Annotated in this window: 17 protein-coding genes and 1 tRNA gene; 8 read left to right on the top strand and 10 right to left on the bottom strand. The window is 58.8% G+C overall.

From position 1 onward, the window contains the following. Window positions 1–88 precede the first annotated feature (88 nt). Window positions 89–490, bottom strand: coding sequence for a ketosteroid isomerase-related protein (locus PL597_RS05900; RefSeq protein ID WP_142913747.1), 402 nt, complete (start codon window positions 488–490; stop codon window positions 89–91). A 72-nt stretch (window positions 491–562) separates the two neighbouring features. On the opposite strand from PL597_RS05900, the gene PL597_RS05895 reads away from it, so the two are divergent. Genes PL597_RS05895 through lepA form a run of 3 tightly spaced genes read left to right on the top strand, consistent with a single transcriptional unit; the run spans window position 563 to window position 3933 of the window. Beyond that, on the top strand, window positions 563–1168 hold the full coding sequence (locus tag PL597_RS05895; protein WP_271364753.1) for a GNAT family N-acetyltransferase: 606 nt from the start codon (window positions 563–565) through the stop codon (window positions 1166–1168). Then, window positions 1165–2034 carry a carbon-nitrogen hydrolase family protein gene (locus tag PL597_RS05890; protein WP_271364752.1) on the top strand — a complete coding sequence of 290 codons (870 nt, stop codon included), beginning with the start codon at window positions 1165–1167 and terminating at the stop codon, window positions 2032–2034. Before PL597_RS05895 ends, PL597_RS05890 begins: the two co-directional genes overlap by 4 nt. Before the next feature lie 60 nt (window positions 2035–2094). Beyond that, window positions 2095–3933, top strand: a complete 1839-nt coding sequence (lepA, locus tag PL597_RS05885) for a translation elongation factor 4 (protein WP_271364821.1) — start codon at window positions 2095–2097, stop codon at window positions 3931–3933. Window positions 3934–3997: 64 nt separating this feature from the next. Here lepA and PL597_RS05880 read toward each other — a convergent pair whose 3' ends face one another. After that, complete coding sequence (locus PL597_RS05880; RefSeq protein WP_271364751.1) at window positions 3998–4405, bottom strand: DUF2000 family protein; 408 nt, start codon at window positions 4403–4405, stop codon at window positions 3998–4000. A gap of 94 nt (window positions 4406–4499) precedes the next feature. Between PL597_RS05880 and PL597_RS05875 the strand changes: the two genes are divergently transcribed. Then, complete coding sequence (locus tag PL597_RS05875) at window positions 4500–5276, top strand: AraC family transcriptional regulator (protein ID WP_162520574.1); 777 nt, start codon at window positions 4500–4502, stop codon at window positions 5274–5276. On the opposite strand, the gene PL597_RS05870 is transcribed toward PL597_RS05875, so the two are convergent. Further along, window positions 5277–6164 carry an NAD(P)/FAD-dependent oxidoreductase gene (locus PL597_RS05870; RefSeq protein ID WP_077984492.1) on the bottom strand — a complete coding sequence of 296 codons (888 nt, stop codon included), beginning with the start codon at window positions 6162–6164 and terminating at the stop codon, window positions 5277–5279. 154 nt (window positions 6165–6318) lie between these two features. On the opposite strand from PL597_RS05870, the gene PL597_RS05865 reads away from it, so the two are divergent. Beyond that, window positions 6319–6777, top strand: coding sequence for an Rrf2 family transcriptional regulator (locus PL597_RS05865; protein ID WP_077984493.1), 459 nt, complete (start codon window positions 6319–6321; stop codon window positions 6775–6777). 77 nt (window positions 6778–6854) lie between these two features. On the opposite strand, the gene PL597_RS05860 is transcribed toward PL597_RS05865, so the two are convergent. Together PL597_RS05860 and PL597_RS05855 are read right to left on the bottom strand one after the other, a co-directional pair. Beyond that, window positions 6855–7172, bottom strand: a complete 318-nt coding sequence (locus PL597_RS05860) for a hypothetical protein (protein ID WP_080791645.1) — start codon at window positions 7170–7172, stop codon at window positions 6855–6857. A gap of 72 nt (window positions 7173–7244) precedes the next feature. Continuing rightward, window positions 7245–8657 carry an aminotransferase-like domain-containing protein gene (locus PL597_RS05855; protein ID WP_269833582.1) on the bottom strand — a complete coding sequence of 471 codons (1413 nt, stop codon included), beginning with the start codon at window positions 8655–8657 and terminating at the stop codon, window positions 7245–7247. Between the two features lie 115 nt (window positions 8658–8772). On the opposite strand from PL597_RS05855, the gene PL597_RS05850 reads away from it, so the two are divergent. Next, entirely contained in the window at window positions 8773–9648 is an 876-nt protein-coding gene (locus tag PL597_RS05850) for a DMT family transporter (protein ID WP_271364750.1), read from the top strand. Between the two features lie 27 nt (window positions 9649–9675). Here the strand turns inward: PL597_RS05850 and PL597_RS05845 are convergent, their stop codons facing one another. From PL597_RS05845 to PL597_RS05830, 4 genes are all read right to left on the bottom strand, one after another. Then, window positions 9676–10788, bottom strand: coding sequence for a glycoside hydrolase family 25 protein (locus tag PL597_RS05845; RefSeq protein ID WP_271364749.1), 1113 nt, complete (start codon window positions 10786–10788; stop codon window positions 9676–9678). Window positions 10789–10966: 178 nt separating this feature from the next. Next, entirely contained in the window at window positions 10967–11155 is a 189-nt protein-coding gene (locus PL597_RS05840; protein WP_059759498.1) for a YegP family protein, read from the bottom strand. Between the two features lie 58 nt (window positions 11156–11213). Then, window positions 11214–11939 (bottom strand): type 1 glutamine amidotransferase, encoded by a 726-nt coding sequence (locus tag PL597_RS05835; RefSeq protein ID WP_162520576.1) that lies wholly within the window; start codon window positions 11937–11939, stop codon window positions 11214–11216. Window positions 11940–12074: 135 nt separating this feature from the next. Continuing rightward, window positions 12075–12524: a DoxX family protein gene (locus PL597_RS05830; protein WP_142913755.1), complete on the bottom strand. Its 450-nt coding sequence runs from the start codon at window positions 12522–12524 to the stop codon at window positions 12075–12077. Between the two features lie 145 nt (window positions 12525–12669). Here PL597_RS05830 and PL597_RS05825 point away from each other — a divergent pair, with 145 nt between their 5' ends. Continuing rightward, window positions 12670–12975, top strand: a complete 306-nt coding sequence (locus PL597_RS05825; protein WP_077984498.1) for a SelT/SelW/SelH family protein — start codon at window positions 12670–12672, stop codon at window positions 12973–12975. Window positions 12976–13094: 119 nt separating this feature from the next. Continuing rightward, window positions 13095–13181, top strand: a tRNA-Leu gene (locus PL597_RS05820). A 186-nt stretch (window positions 13182–13367) separates the two neighbouring features. Here PL597_RS05820 and PL597_RS05815 read toward each other — a convergent pair. Then, on the bottom strand, window positions 13368–13778 hold the full coding sequence (locus PL597_RS05815) for a pilus assembly protein N-terminal domain-containing protein (RefSeq protein WP_416372220.1): 411 nt from the start codon (window positions 13776–13778) through the stop codon (window positions 13368–13370). Window positions 13779–13843 lie beyond the last annotated feature (65 nt).

Raw genomic sequence — 13843 nt, 5'->3', positions numbered from 1 at the left:
TTGCATTCTCATATGATGGAGTCAATATCCATGATAGTGGAAATTGTGACCATCTTCGCCGCCGGTTGCTCCGCGACAAATAGAGGTGTCAAGCGCCGACTTGGGCAATCCAATCGTTGAGGTTATAGTAGTTCGTTACTCGGCTAACTTTTCCGTCCTTCAGGTCGAAAAAGGCACCGGCTGGCAGGACGTATTTTTGGCCATTAGCCTCGGGCAACCCTTCGTCGGTCTTGAGATATTGGCCGTTCACGACGAATTCGGCGGATGCGCGTTTGCCGTCATCGCTCGCCATGATCACCATATCGGTGAGGTTTTCCCTATAGCAGCGGTTCATGTGGTCCATGAAGGAGGCAAAGGCGGCCTTGCCGGTCTGGCGCTCGCCCTGATTGATGTCATGCACCACTTCATCGTGAAGCAGCGCCAGGAAGGCATCCATGTCCTGACGGTTGAAGGCATCGTAATAGGCGCGGATGGTCTCGGCAGCGGTCATCGTCTTCTCCGTTCATGCTTGCGCGGGTGTTCCATGACGGTATAACCAGTGCAACCGAGAGTGAAAATGCCCATGACCGTCGAAATCAAGTCTCTTTCCGGCATCGACGCCGCGCATCATTTCGATGACCTCGCGCGCCTGCGGATCACGGTCTTCCGTGCCTTCCCCTATCTCTATGACGGCTCGCTGAACTATGAGCGAAAATATCTCGCGACCTATGCCGATACGGACGGCGCGGTCTTCGTGCTGGCGCTCGATGACGGCAATGTGGTCGGCATGTCGACCGGCATGCCAATGGCGGCAGAGACCGAAGAGGTGAAGGCGCCCTTCGTCAAGGCGGGTTACGATCCGGACCGGATATTTTACTTCGGTGAAAGCGTGCTGCTGCCCGGCTATCGTGGTCACGGGATAGGAGTGCGCTTCTTCGAGGCGCGGGAGGCGCATGCAAAGAGGCTCGGCTTTGATCGCTGCACCTTCTGTGCGGTCGAGCGGCCCGCCGACCATCCGCGTCGCCCAGCGGATTACGTGCCGCTCAATGCCTTCTGGGAAAAGCGCGGCTATCGCCATCACCCAGAATTGCGCACCAGCTTCACATGGCAGGACCTCGACGAGGGCAGCGAAAGCGCAAAAACGCTGTCCTTCTGGATGAAGAACATTGCCGGAGACGGAAACGAATGACCCGGTTAGCCGCCAGCCAATATGCCATCGAACTGATCGAAACATGGGAGGCCTATGCCGCGCATCTTTCCGCCATCGTCCGCGAGGCCAAGGAAAAGGGCGCGGAACTGCTGCTGCTGCCGGAATATTCGGCGATGGCGCTGACCGGACAGTTGCCGCCCGACGCCCGCTCCGATCTGCATCGTTCCATCGAAGAGATACAGCCGCTGATCCCTTCCTGGGTGGAGCTTTGCGAGGAGCTGGCGCGGCAACATCAAATCCTCTTCCAGCCGGGCAGCGCCCCGGTGAAGGATCCGGACGGCAAGTTCCGCAACCGCGCATGGCTGTTTGGCCCGGATGGCCTGATCGGATATCAGGACAAGCAGATCATGACCCGCTTCGAGCGGGAGCAATGGAACATTCATGCCGGCGTGGAGGGCCTGAAAGCCTTCGAGACCCCGATCGGCAGGCTCGGCATCCTCATCTGTTACGACAATGAGTTTCCGATGCTGGGCCGCAGGCTGGCGGAGCTCGGCGTCGAACTTGTTCTCGCCCCCAGCTGCACCGACACGCTGGCGGGCGCCTACCGGGTTCGCATCGGCGCGCAGGCACGGGCGCTGGAAAATCAATATGCCATCCTCTCCTCCCCTACTGCGGGCGAGGCCCCATGGTCTCCCGCCGTCGATGAAAATTGCGGCCGCGCCGCCCTTTATGTGCCGTCAGACTATGGCATGCCGGCATCCGGCATCATTGCGGAAAGCGAGTACGATGCGGTCACACAAAGCACGTTGCTGATCGCAGATATCGATCTTGCCGCCGTTGCAAGGCTGCGCACCGAAGGACAGGTGGCCACCCGGCGTGACTGGCCGGAGCAATTTGCGATCTGAAAGCCCATTTTAAAGGGCTTTTAACCAAATTCCCGCTTTGCGGCATGACAAGCCCCTGCTATAGCGCGGGACATGAGCACAAATTCGACCCGCACGCCCCTGGACCATATCCGCAACTTCTCGATCGTTGCCCACATCGATCATGGCAAATCGACGCTGGCCGACCGGTTGATCCAGTCGACGGGCGGCCTTGCCGAACGCGACATGTCGGAACAGGTTCTCGATTCGATGGATATCGAGCGCGAGCGCGGCATCACCATCAAGGCACAGACCGTGCGCCTTCACTACAAGGCGAATGATGGCGAAACCTATGTGCTGAACCTCATCGACACGCCCGGCCACGTCGATTTTGCCTACGAAGTGTCCCGCTCGCTCTCGGCCTGCGAAGGCTCGCTGCTGGTGGTCGATGCGTCGCAGGGCGTGGAAGCCCAGACGCTCGCCAACGTCTATCAGGCGATCGACAATAATCACGAACTGGTCACGGTGCTCAACAAGATCGACCTGCCGGCGGCCGAACCCGACCGTATCAAGGAGCAGATCGAGGAAGTGATCGGCATCGATGCTTCCGACGCCGTGATGATTTCAGCCAAGACCGGCCTTGGCATTCCCGATGTTCTGGAAGCCATCGTCCACCGCCTGCCGCCGCCGAAGAGCGATGTCGGCGAAAACGGGCCGCTGAAGGCACTGCTGGTGGACAGCTGGTACGACACCTATCTCGGCGTCATGGTTCTGGTGCGTGTCATCGATGGCGTGCTGAGCAAGGGCCAGCAGATCCGCATGATGGGCTCCGGCGCGAAATACGGCATTGAGCGCGTCGGTGTGCTGACCCCGAAGATGGTCACTGTCGATAGCCTCGGCCCCGGCGAGATCGGCTTTATTACCGCGTCGATCAAGGAAGTGGCCGATACGCGCGTCGGCGATACCATCACCGACGACAAGCGCCCGACAGCGCAGTCCCTGCCCGGCTTCAAGCCCGCGCAGCCCGTGGTGTTCTGCGGTCTCTTCCCGGTCGATGCAGCCGACTTCGAGGATTTGCGCGCGGCAGTGGGCAAGCTCCGCCTCAACGACGCCTCCTTCTCCTTCGAAATGGAATCGTCGGCCGCTCTCGGTTTCGGTTTCCGCTGCGGCTTCCTCGGCCTGCTGCATCTCGAAATCATTCAGGAACGCCTCGAGCGCGAGTTCAATCTCGATCTCGTCGCCACCGCCCCTTCGGTTGTCTATGAAATGACGCTGACCGATGGCACGGAAAAGGAACTGCACAACCCGGCCGACATGCCCGACGTTGTGAAGATCAAGGAAATCCGCGAGCCGTGGATCAAGGCGACGATCATGACGCCGGACGAATATCTCGGCGGCATCCTGAAACTCTGTCAGGACCGGCGCGGCCTGCAGACGGAGCTGACCTATGTCGGCAACCGTGCAATGATCACCTATGAACTGCCGCTCAACGAAGTGGTGTTCGATTTCTACGACCGGCTGAAATCCATCTCCAAGGGTTACGCTTCGTTCGATTACAACATCATCGACTATCGCGCTGGCGATCTCGTCAAGATGTCGATCCTCGTCAATGGCGATCCGGTGGATGCGCTCTCCATGCTGGTGCACCGTTCGGCGGCCGACCGGCGCGGGCGCGGCATGTGCGAAAAGCTGAAGGAACTCATTCCGCCGCACATGTTCCAGATTCCGATCCAGGCGGCCATCGGCGGCAAGGTCATCGCCCGCGAAACCGTGCGCGCGCTGCGCAAGGACGTGACGGCGAAATGCTATGGCGGCGACGCGACGCGCAAACGCAAGCTTCTGGACAAGCAGAAGGAAGGCAAGAAGCGCATGCGCCAGTTCGGCAAGGTGGAAATTCCGCAGGAAGCCTTTATCGCCGCGCTGAAGATGAACGACGAATAAGCAGCAAAATCATATTGCCATCGCTATTGAAGGGAGGCCCATAGCCTCCCTTTTGCGTTTAGGGTCACGCGTGCAACTTGGCACCCTTGGTGATCTTGTCGACGATCTTCCTGTCGGCCCTCAGCGCCATGCCGACCACCTTGGCATCATCAGGAGAAAATTCCGAAAATATCTGGCGGTTGGCGACATCGTGCCCGGTGGCGAACATTTCCTCGATATAAAGCGATGTCGTGACGTCGCGCTCGAGGGATCGCTGGTGGATTTTGCGCAACGCCTCCTGATTCGTAGCCATGACGACAATCGGCTGAATGGACAGGGGATTATAGACGTTGCCCGCCCCGTCGCGGTATGGTTCGCCGATGATCTCTCGTGCCTGGGCGACGATCCCGGACATGAGAAATGCGGTAACGTTCAGTTTTTGCCACACGGCAAGGTCATCGCGAAGGATGACAGCGATCTTGGTATCAAACATGCGAACTCAATCTGGCTGTGGTTACGAAAGAGAAACGATCCTAGCGCCTCGGGGCGTCGGCGATCTTGAACGTTCGTGCAAATTCGAAGGGATCGTGCAGGCGCCCTCCAGCGAAGGCATAGAACGCATCGAAGCGCGCTTTCATGGCAACGCCTATGCGCCGCACCGTCATGATACCTATGCGCTGGGTGTCACGCTTTCCGGCGTCCAGACCTTTTCCTATCGGGGGAAATCGCATTTCAGCATGCCCGGAAAGGTAATCGTGCTGCATCCGGACGAAGTTCACGATGGCGGCGCAGGCACCGATGAAGGGCTGCGCTACCGTATGCTTTATCTTCCGCCCGAAAAAACGACTGAGGCGGGATATAATGCGCTGCCCTTCGCCCAAAATCCCGTCATCGAAGATGAGGAATTCCGGCGATGCCTCATTGAGGCGCTTGGCAATCTGGAAGGCGAGCCGGACAATCTGCTTCTTACCGACTGGCAGTCAAGACTGGCGGACTTGCTCTGGAAACATTCAAACGGAAGCGCCAGAACCATCAAACGGATCGACCGTATCGCCGTTTTACGGTGCCGGGACTATCTGCTGGAGAATAGCGCCGGCACCGTCGGCTCTGAAGAGCTGGAACGGATAAGTGGGCTCGACCGCTTCACGCTCTTTCGGCACTTTCGTTTCCTGTTCGGCACAAGCCCGCACCGCTATCTCATCATGCGCCGACTGCAAAAATGCAAGGACATGATGCGTGCGGGTGCGGGGCTTGCGGAAACGGCATTTGCCTGCGGTTTTGCGGATCAGGCGCATTTTACCCGACACTTCAAAAATGCCTTTGGCATGCCGCCGGGACGCTGGCTCAACCTTGTTTCGAATTGATCATTCCGGAAACAGGATCGACCGGTGAGCCGCAGCACCCGCCATGGCGCCGTCTCCCACCGCGAGGGCGACCGAGCCGGCAGGCCTTGCCACGTCACCGCAGGCGAAAATACCGGGGGCGGTGGTCTGTTTCATCGGGTCTGTCACGATGCTTGATCCCATGGGCCCTTCCTCCACAGCGCAGCCAAGTTTTTCCAGCCAGTTCGAGGCGATACGCAATTTCGGCTGGGTGAAAAGGCCAGCCAATGCGATGCTGCGTCCATCCGCCAGAACGACATCCGCATGCCCCGTAATTTCCCGGATGCGGGTTGTTTCCACCCGCACGCCGCGCTTTGACAACAATGCGTTCTGGTCCGCATCCGGCTCGAAGACGCCGTTGGTGAAAAAGGTCGTCTCGCCCCAGTCGGGCAGCATCAATGCGTGGTGAATGGCCAAAGGTGAAGCGGCGATGACGCCGATCTTTCCCTGATTGAGCTCGTAACCATGGCAATAGGGGCAATGGAAGACCGAAGAGCCCCAACGCTCTTTCAGCCCGGCAATTGCAGGCAATTCATCGGCGACGCCCATAGCGAGGATGAGCCGGTCCGCAGTCTCACGACGGCCGCCATCGATCTCGATTACAAAATCGCCGAAGGAGCCTTCGGCATCGGTCACCCTGCCCTCAGCCCAATCTATGGTCGGGTAGCGTTCGATCTGGCGGCGCGCCTCGGTGATAATTTCACCCGGCGCCTTGCCATCCTGACCGAGAAAACCGTGGGAATGGCTGGCGAAACGGTTTCTCCGTTCACCTGCGTCCACCACCAGAATGTTTTTTCTGGCGCGTCCAAGCTGCAGGGCGGCTGAGAGGCCGGCATAGCTGCCGCCGATAATGATGACGTCGAATTTCATGATGCACCCATCGTTTCAGGAGGGAGGCGGAAGTGCCCGTTCATTTCACGATACTTATATTGTTACGTGATTTTCGGAGTCAATAGTCACGCAACTTATATTGTTACGTCACATCGAAAGTGATAGCGTCGTTGTAAACAAGCGGGTTTGGACAATGAGACACGACACGCGCCTTTCACGGGTGCTGCATATTCTGATCCATATGGAAAATCATAAGGGTGCAGCGACTTCCGAGAGCATCGCAGCGATGCTTCAGACCAATCCGGTGGTGGTGCGCAGGACAATGGCGGGCTTGCGAGAGCATGGTTATGTCTCGTCGGAAAAAGGCCATGGCGGTGGGTGGGTGCTGGCGCGGCCGCTCAGCGAAATCACACTGCTCGATATTTACCGGGCGCTTGGCGCGCCGGAACTGTTCTCGATCGGGTTGGCTGGCGACAACCCGAACTGCGTTATCGAACAGGCTGTCAATGCAGCACTTTTTGATGCCATGAAAGAGGCGGAAAACATTCTACTGTCCCGTTTCGGAGGCATTGCCCTTTCGCAGCTGGCGCAAGAGTCCATCAGCCGCTGGTCCAGGGTTTCCAACCACCCTTCCGCGATGGAACAGCTTTAGGGGGCGGGAAAGGGGCCATCTCGCAAAGAAAAACCGCCTGCCCTGAGGCAGACGGTTTTATTGTATGAGTAGGCTCGTTACGGCTGGGTCTGCGTGCCGCCCGTATTCGGGCTTGCCGGTGCAGTATCGTTCGCAGGCGGTGTTGCCGGAGCGGTCGGAGCCATGGGGGCCGGTGCCTGATCCGTTGCCGCAGGCGGCGTGGTGGAGGATGTCGTGGCCGGATCGGTGGTCGGGCCGCTCATCTGCGACCAGGCGAAAACGCCCACCAATACGACGACGATGATCGCCAACCACGGCACCCAGGACGACGACGTGCGGGCACGCGGTTCATTGCTGATATTCACTTCCGGACGAAGATCGCGGTCCGGACGCGGGTTGTTGGGATCGAATGTCATGGTGTTTCCTCCTCTTCATTCTGCGGAGAAAACGACGTTCACGAGATTTTGTTCCGATTTGGCCCAGAGCGCTTACGACAGACGAGGCTCAACCGCCTGCTGAAGCGCCTCCGCCAGCACCGTCATGACCTGCGGACCTGCCATTTGCGACACGTTGAAACGCATGAAACCTGACGCGCTCTGTGAGGAACTGAACACATTGCCGGGGGCCAGCACCACCTGCCGCGAAAGGGCGCGGCGCGCCACATCGGCGGCATCAACCCCGTCCGGCAGGCGGCACCACAAAAACATGCCCGCCTGCGGTTCGATCCACGGCACACATCCAACCGACCTGAGACGCGCCGCCACCTCCGGCATCGCCGCCGCAAGACGCTGCCTGAGCGCCTCGACATGTTTGCGGTAGCTGCCATCGGTCAAAAGCGAGAGGATGAGCGCCGCCGAAAAATGCGTTCCGCCAAAAGTGGTGGCGATCTTGAGATCGGTTAGAGGGTCTACCCATGCCATGGGTGCTGCGATGAAACCGCACCGTACGGAGGCCGACAGGGTTTTTGAAAAACTGCCTATCTGGACGACGCGGTTCAGACCGTCAAAGGCAGCCAGCCGGGGCGCTGCCTGGGTTTCGAAATCGGCAAAAATATCATCCTCGATGATGGTCAGCCCCACCTGCTCTGCGAGCATCAGAAGGCGATGGGCGGAAACGGCGGAAAGCCTTGCGCCTGTCGGATTATGAATTGCGGAATTGGTGATATAAAGCCGGGGCTGATGGTCTTTCAGCGCCTGCTCGAAGAGTTCCAGGTCCGGTCCGGTCGGCGTATAGGGAACACCGACGATCTTTACCCTGTGCGCCCGCAAGAGGGCGTGGAAATTGAAGTAACACGGGTCATCGACAACAACCGTATCCCCCGGTTGCAGCAGGAAACGGCACAAAAGATCGATCGCCTGCGTGCCGGAGTCGGTGAGCATGATCTGGTTGAGGCCCGCCTGCACCCCGTGTTCGGCCAACCTGCGCGAGAGAAGCTGGCGCAGCGGCAACAGCCCCATCGGGCCGCCATAATCCGTCAACAGGGCTGCGTCGGCGCGGGTAAGCCCGCGCATGGCTCGCCTCAACGCCTCCTGCGGCATCCACGATGTGGGAAGCCAGCCGCAACCGGGTTTGGCGAGAACGGAACTTTCATCCAGCGCCTGCCGTGAAACCCACAAAGGATCCACCGCCCTGTCCAGCTGCGGTTCGATATCGGCAAGCGACAGGGGCGCAAGCGGACCCGAAACGAAAAAACCGGAGCCGGGGCGCGAGCTTATCGTGCCATCGGCCACCAGCCGATCGTAGGCCTCGACAATGGTGGAGGTGGAAACCTGCATGGTCTTCGCCAGCGCCCTGACCGAGGGCAGGCGCGCGCCCGGCACGAGGCTGCGCGAGGCGATGCGTTGCCGCACACTTGCCATCACCTTTTCTATGCGCGTGCCCGCAGCAATCGGTCCGTCCACACTTCCTCCAACTGTACCGCTTGCGATACCATAACAGTTTATTGAAATTGTATATGATTGTCGCTGTTCCTGCCAGCCATTCCGGATCAAGAAAGGCAAAACGCAGGAGTTGACGATGGACAAGACGACGAGCGGATGGCTGAGCGGCCTGACAGGCGTGGTGATATTCAGCGGTTCGCTGCCCGCGACGCGCATTGCGGTAACGGGTTTCGATCCGGTTTTCCTGACTGTCGCCCGCGCCAGCATTGCCGGCCTGCTGGCGCTGGCGCTGCTGTTTCTGTTCCGGAAAAGGCGCCCGGCGCGCGATGACCTGACATCGCTTTTCATCGTCTCACTGGGTGTTGTGGTGGGCTTCCCGCTGCTGACAGCGCTGGCCCTGCGGCATGTTACCTCGGCGCATTCCATCGTTTTTGTGGGGCTCTTGCCGCTCGCAACGGCAATCTTCGCGGTGCTGCGCGGCGGAGAACGCCCACGCCCGGTGTTTTGGCTCTTTTCCTGCCTTGGAAGCGCGCTTGTTGCGGGGTTTTCCCTGTCGAATTCGTTTGCCGCCGGTGTCGAGGCCTCGCTTGCCGGCGACCTGCTGATGCTCGGGGCAATCATCGTCTGCGGGCTTGGCTATGCGGAAGGTGCTGCCCTTTCCCGCAAGCTGGGCGGCTGGCAGGTCATTTCCTGGGCGCTGGTTCTTTCCCTGCCGGTCATGCTGCCGCTTGCTTTCTTTACCGGGCCGGAAACGCTTGCCGGCATCGAGCCGCAGGCCTGGGCCGGCCTTGCCTATGTTTCCCTGTTCAGCATGCTGATCGGCTTCATCTTCTGGTATCGCGGACTGGCGCTTGGCGGCATCGCCGCCGTGGGCCAGCTGCAATTGCTTCAGCCCTTCTTCGGGCTGGCACTTGCCGCGACCCTGCTGCATGAGGAGGTGAGCCCGGCCATGATCGCCATTACGCTTGTGGTGGTTCTCTGTGTTGCAGGCGCGCGGAAATTCGCGCGCTGACGGCTGCCATCGTCAGCTCGAACGATGTCAGCTCGAACGACGCTCCACCCAGCGATGCCACGCGTCCTCGCTGCCGTTGAAGACGTTGAGATCGATGCGGCCATCGACGCCATGCGACAGGCCGGAACCGGAATATTGCCAGAACAGCCACTTGCGGCCGGGATACACCACGGACGGATGCTGGGCAACGGCGCGCAGCCAGAAGGGATAATCCTGGAATTCGCCCTTGAGGTTGTCCTTGTAAAAATCGGGCGCCGTATAAATGATCGGCCGCTGGCCGTAATGGCGCTCGAGCTTGTCCATGAAGACGCGCATCTTTTCCAGAACGCGCTCACGCGAATGGCGCATCTTGCAGCTCGATTCGCCGTTATATTCCACATCAATGACAGGCGGCAGCGCATCTGGATCGCGCGGTACATTACGAATGAACCAGTCCGCCTGTTCGCTGGCGTTGCGGCACCAGTAGAAGAAGTGGTAAGCGCCGCGGCGAATGCCCGCCTCCTTCGCGCGCTGCCAGTTGGTGCGGAACATCGGATCGAGATGGTCGCCGCCATCCGTCGCCTTGATGAAGGCGAAATTGGCGCCGCGTGTGCGCAGCTGCGGCCAATTAATATTGGCCTGCCAGCGGGATACATCCACCCCGTGGACCTGGAAATGACGCGGCTGGACCCTGCCGAAATTGATCGGCTTCGCATCGCTGAAGCTGGAGCGGAAAATGCGTGAACGAACCTGCGCGCCGGCGCTCGCCGCCGGCGCCGCAGCCATGGCCAACTGTACCGGACGCTCCATCTGATTGATCGTCGGGCGCTCCGTCGGCCGCACCATTCCGGCTGACTGTGCCGGAACCGGCAAACGGACTTCAGGCGCATCCTGCGTCAAGGACGCTTTGGGGGTGACAGCGGAAAAGGCTTTGGGTTCGTCAGGCACCGGCCCACCCCATGCCAGAACTTCCTGCCGTGGCTGAGCGGCGATGGCCTGGGTACCGACACCTGCCTGCGGCACCGGTGCGGATGGCGTGACCGAACTCGTCGTTTCCTTTGAAGGCAAGCCCGCCATCAGGCTTTCCGGCCCGGAACTGGACGTGCAGCCTCCAAGCAGGAAGCAACCGAAGAAAAGTGCTGGCACAGCCGATGAACGCATGAGAACCCGTACGCAAAACAAATCGGGGGCGCTCTGATGCCGCCCGGAGACCTCGAAATACAAATGCTAACGGAAGATTATCAAAAAAGACTGAATCTTATCTTTACGTCGGCACCCGCCAATGCGCCCGTCATTTCTGGCAGGCGAAACGGATCGAATTCTCGCGCGGCGGCGCGGTTCAGGCCGTCATGGCGGTCAGATCGACAGTGTCGGCGCCGGGGGAATTTCTCTTGATCGATTCGATCGCATGGATGGCCGAAGCTTTTGCCTTGTATCCTTCCGACGAGAACATTGTTTCCCCGTTGGATGCCTTGAAGCGGAACCGGTATTCGCCGGCCTTGTCCTGGTAGATTTCAAATTTGTACATGATGTTTGCGTCTCCTTTCGCGCCGTAGTCCATCAGCCGCAACTCTGTTCGGCCTCGATCACTTTCGCAACGGAAAATCGGCGATCTGAATGAGCCGTACCCAGGCTCGAGCGATTTCCAGTCCGGCTGCATCCGCCATTTCTGCGCGCGGGCCACGATGGTCACGATAATTCCCCAGCCAGCCCGGGGACATTCTTTCGACGGAAGCAGGAAACGCCTGGCACCAGCCATCAACCACGGTGGTCGAGGCCTCGAAATGGAATTGCGTGCCATAGACTGCCCGGCCGATGCGAAAGGCCTGATTTCGTGTCGCGCCATTGGTCGCAAGCCGCGTGGCGTCCGGCGGAAGCGTAAATGTATCGCAATGCCACTGAAAAATAGGGAAGGTCTTTTCCAGCCCGGCCAATAGCGGATCGGACACACCCTCTTCCGTCAGGGAGACATCCTGCCAACCGAATTCCGGCGGACCTGAGAGAATATTCTCTCCGCCATAGGCGCGCGCCAGCAACTGGCTGCCGAGGCACACACCCAAGACCGCCTTGCCAGCATCGCCAAAGGCTTTCATGAGAAGGGCGAGATCGGCAAGATAGGGATAAAGCGCATCGTCAAGCGCGTTCTGTTCGCCGCCCAGAACGACAAGCGCATCATGGTCGGCGGCATCCCTTGGGAGAGGCTCACCCGCATAGGCGCGGATGACGTGGATTTCCGCCGCCGCTTCTTGCAGCGCGACACCGAGCTGCCCATGCGGCGTACCCGCCATATTTTCTATAATTGCGACGCGCATGAAACCTCGTGGAGACGGCATGGATTCAACCGGCCAAAAGTGCCGATCAAATCAAGCTTCACCACGAGAAAAATCGATTTTCAAGAGCCGCAGCAACGTCCTTGTGACAATAGGTGGGTTCTGAAGCGATACGCCCTAGAATTCACGCGCCAGCTTGGCGTCTACCGAATGCCGGTTGCCGCCGCGAACGGCGAAGAACAGGAAAATCGCGGCCCACAGAATCGATTTTTCCGCACCGCCCAGACCTTCCGCCTTTACGATGCCGTGAAAATAAACCGTTACCAGAAGAACGATCATGGCAGCAAAGGACGCAGGCCGTGTAAACAGGCCGATAGCGACCAGAATTCCTCCGAAAAATTCCGTGGCAGCCAGCAGCGGCGACCAGAAGACGCCTGGATAAAAGCCGAGGCTCTCCACCATGCCGACTGCGCCAAAAGGATTGACGATCTTGCCGAACCCATGGGTAACGAGAAGAAGTCCTGCCGTGACGCGCAGGATCGTCTCCACCAGATCATGCGTCGCATTATAAAGCGGTGCGACCGCCGGAACGAAAAGACGCTGACGATTATTCTCGAACTGGGCCATAGGATCTCCACGTTGCAGCCTTCGACAGCTTCTCTGTTCGCAAAGCCGCATGGTAAGAACAAGGGTGCACCCGATAAAAACATGAGTACTATAGTTGACATTATCGTGAGCATTATTCCTGCCGGGCAGCGAAGGAGACGTGAGGATGACCGAAACCAAACCCCGCATAACCATCCGCTATTGCACACAATGCAACTGGCTGCTTCGGGCAGGGTGGATGGCGCAGGAAATCCTGCAGACCTTCGCTTCTGATGTCGGCGAAGTCAGCCTCGTTCCCTCAACCGGCGGTCTGTTCGAGATCACCGTTAACGGTACGACCATATGGGAACGCAAACGCGATGGCGGTTTTCCCGGCCCAAAAGAACTCAAACAAAGAATCCGTGACATCATCGACCCGGAACGCGACCTCGGCCATGTGGACAGAACGAAGCACGAAGGCCTCGACACCTGACCCGGCGACATGTTTCAACAAGGCCAACCAAGTTTTTTCCCTTTAAAATCAATGATCGTCATAAAAGTTCAAAAAGTCTGTTGACACCGGGCGGCTGCCCTCGTACATCGCTCTCCGTCGCCCAGATGGCGGAATTGGTAGACGCGCCAGCTTCAGGTGCTGGTACTCGAAAGGGTGTGGAGGTTCGAGTCCTCTTCTGGGCACCATTCCATTTTTGATCTTAGCCAGATCAAATACTTAGCCAAAAAAACAGCAACATATAGCCGACCGGCAAACGCCGGGGAGCGTGTTGCTTTTTCGTCTTCCCACCGATGGGAAAACCCAAAAGAAGGCCGCTCCCGTGTTACCGGAAGGCTGCCATCCTGTCAGAATCTATGATTGATGTTGCGGCGTTACGGCTGAGCGTCCTTGTCGCCGCTATTTTGCGAATGCTGTTCGCAATTCGGCGTACAGGACAGAACGGTTCGCTCCGTCTGGCGGAAAACACGCACCGTATTGCCCTCGTCGATGGAGACGAGAATCCGTTCATCCACGATAGGATTGCCATCGGCATCCAGAAGCACGAGATTGGTCGTGCCAAAACTGCGGCCTGTCAGAACAATCGTGGTGGAATCGGCAACCGTGGCGTCTGCGACCTTGGAATTGCCGACGATAACCTTGCTCACGGGACGATCGAGGCGGAGAACACGGGCGTGATTCATCGACACGCGTAATAAATCTTCCTGAGCAAAAACAGGCAGCGCCGCTGCTCCAAGAATAGCGGACAAGCCAACCACGATTTTCGTCAGTTTTCCGGATGTCACGCTTTTGGCCCTTGCTCATTATCCACACAATTTCTTTCGCTAGAGAATGCGTGGTTTTAGTGAAT

Source organism: Agrobacterium sp. ST15.13.013, from assembly GCF_027956525.1.
Classification (GTDB): domain Bacteria; phylum Pseudomonadota; class Alphaproteobacteria; order Rhizobiales; family Rhizobiaceae; genus Agrobacterium; species Agrobacterium salinitolerans.
The sequence above is the reverse complement of the archived record's forward strand: the minus strand, read 5'-3'. Positions and strand labels throughout refer to the sequence as shown.

Bases quoted from the DNA above. Each gene is read 5' to 3' on its own strand.
- PL597_RS05900 (WP_142913747.1), bottom strand. From the start codon at position 490: ATGACCGCTGCCGAGACCATCCGCGCCTATTACGATGCCTTCAACCGT.
- PL597_RS05895 (WP_271364753.1), top strand. From the start codon at position 563: ATGACCGTCGAAATCAAGTCTCTTTCCGGCATCGACGCCGCGCATCAT.
- PL597_RS05890 (WP_271364752.1), top strand. From the start codon at position 1,165: ATGACCCGGTTAGCCGCCAGCCAATATGCCATCGAACTGATCGAAACA.
- PL597_RS05880 (WP_271364751.1), bottom strand. From the start codon at position 4,405: ATGTTTGATACCAAGATCGCTGTCATCCTTCGCGATGACCTTGCCGTG.
- PL597_RS05870 (WP_077984492.1), bottom strand. From the start codon at position 6,164: ATGAAATTCGACGTCATCATTATCGGCGGCAGCTATGCCGGCCTCTCA.
- PL597_RS05865 (WP_077984493.1), top strand. From the start codon at position 6,319: ATGAGACACGACACGCGCCTTTCACGGGTGCTGCATATTCTGATCCAT.
- PL597_RS05860 (WP_080791645.1), bottom strand. From the start codon at position 7,172: ATGACATTCGATCCCAACAACCCGCGTCCGGACCGCGATCTTCGTCCG.
- PL597_RS05850 (WP_271364750.1), top strand. From the start codon at position 8,773: ATGGACAAGACGACGAGCGGATGGCTGAGCGGCCTGACAGGCGTGGTG.
- PL597_RS05845 (WP_271364749.1), bottom strand. From the start codon at position 10,788: ATGCGTTCATCGGCTGTGCCAGCACTTTTCTTCGGTTGCTTCCTGCTT.
- PL597_RS05840 (WP_059759498.1), bottom strand. From the start codon at position 11,155: ATGTACAAATTTGAAATCTACCAGGACAAGGCCGGCGAATACCGGTTC.
- PL597_RS05835 (WP_162520576.1), bottom strand. From the start codon at position 11,939: ATGCGCGTCGCAATTATAGAAAATATGGCGGGTACGCCGCATGGGCAG.
- PL597_RS05830 (WP_142913755.1), bottom strand. From the start codon at position 12,524: ATGGCCCAGTTCGAGAATAATCGTCAGCGTCTTTTCGTTCCGGCGGTC.
- PL597_RS05825 (WP_077984498.1), top strand. From the start codon at position 12,670: ATGACCGAAACCAAACCCCGCATAACCATCCGCTATTGCACACAATGC.